The organism is Synechococcus sp. R6-7, from assembly GCF_047461695.1.
Lineage (GTDB): Bacteria > Cyanobacteriota > Cyanobacteriia > Thermostichales > Thermostichaceae > Thermostichus.
In genome coordinates, this window is record NZ_JANSHS010000308.1 from 1 (window position 1) to 1,431 (window position 1,431).

Below are 1,431 nucleotides of genomic sequence, written 5' to 3' on the forward strand. Positions count from 1 at the left end.
GTGCGGGGCTCCTGCAATTTCTAGCTGAAGTGGCTCTTGCAGGTTTAGAGTGGCGATTGACTTGTAGTTGTGGCCATACTGGAGGGATGGCGTAAAGAACTGTAACCTCAGCAGTACACCAGAGTCATCTTGAAGTGCAGTGAAATAGTGCAGTAAAATTGTCTCTAAGGCGTTCTTTGTTCTTTGTGTTGGTTCTAGCTCCCCTTTCTCCTTAAAAAAAGAGGAGTTGTGAGTGAGAGAAAACCTACCCAAACATTACCTATGGTCAAAACAATCTTCAAGACAATCTCCTCTTCCACCCTGGGGTCGATGATGTTGCCTTTCTCCTGCCGCCAGCTTTGGATAACTGCCTTTCCCGCGTTGGCTGGAGTTACGGTGGCTATTGGCGGCCTTGGGGCGGGAGGATCCCTGTGGCAGGCAGGAGCAGCAGGTTTGGCCACGGGGATGACGGGCTATGTGGCTTCTGCTCTATCTGGAAGCGAGGCCAAAGCCAAAATCCAGCTTCTAGAGCACCTCAAAAATCAGCAGAAGCAAAACGAAATCACTCCTTCAGACCTACAGCAACTGCAAAGCGAACTGGCCAACCTGCGTGCTGCCCTTGAAGATTGGGCAAAAGTCCAGCAGAAGGGGGTGGCTGCTGCCCAACCTTATGATGAGGCTCGTTCGCAAGCTCAAACTCCTCAGCTTCATTTTGAAACAGAGATCCAGATCCAATCTCAAGAAGAACGACTTCCTCAGTTACGCGCAGAAGAGCAAAGCCTGAAAGCCTCGATTGGAGATTTACAAGCCAAGAAAAAAAGGCTCATTCAGTCCCTCAAAGAGGGCATAGCCAAGGTGGAACAACTCCAATCAAAACAGAATCTCCTCAAGCAAGATATTGCCCGCCTAACCCAGGCTGATCCCTCAACAGCTGCTGGCAACTTCGCGGAACGGCCATCCGTTCCCAAAAAAGGATCTCCAGACGTATCTCTCAACTTGGCCCGCACGACCAAAGCTGCCGCCGACATTGCATGGGCCGACAAATATAACGAAGTCTTTGCAACTCTCGAGGAGAAAATTAGCAACCTGGAAGATGGCGCCAAAGCAATGGCAGAGCTGGCATCGATGGAAGGCAACGGTAGCCGGTAGGGGCAGACATCCCATCCCAATAGCACCGAAACGGTTCACAGCTCTGGCTCGCCAAAGCCCCGCAGAGGATGAGCATATTCTGAGGGGGTCAGGCCCTTAGCCTGCACCAATACTCCAAAGCCCCCCAACCCCATGGGATCCAGCAGCGCATGAAGAGCGGATCGCCGCCGCAAAACTTGGCCCACATCCACAGCTTCGCCGCCAACCGAGCTCCCCATTTGGCTGAGGGCAGCCAGCCGCTCGGTCAATCCCAGGTTCACCAAAAAGTTGCTCTGCCGGGTGAACCCCAGGCATCTTAGCCCC

At 52.9% G+C, this 1,431-nt stretch carries 1 protein-coding gene and 1 pseudogene; one reads left to right on the forward strand and one right to left on the reverse strand.

Going from position 1 to position 1,431, the window contains the following annotated elements:
• Positions 1-444 precede the first annotated feature (444 nt).
• Entirely contained in the window at positions 445-1,128 is a 684-nt protein-coding gene (locus NW815_RS09420) for a hypothetical protein (protein WP_414390408.1), read from the forward strand.
• Between the two features lie 35 nt (positions 1,129-1,163).
• Here NW815_RS09420 and NW815_RS09425 read toward each other — a convergent pair.
• Positions 1,164-1,431, reverse strand: a pseudogene (locus tag NW815_RS09425) (SAM-dependent methyltransferase); the annotation flags it as partial.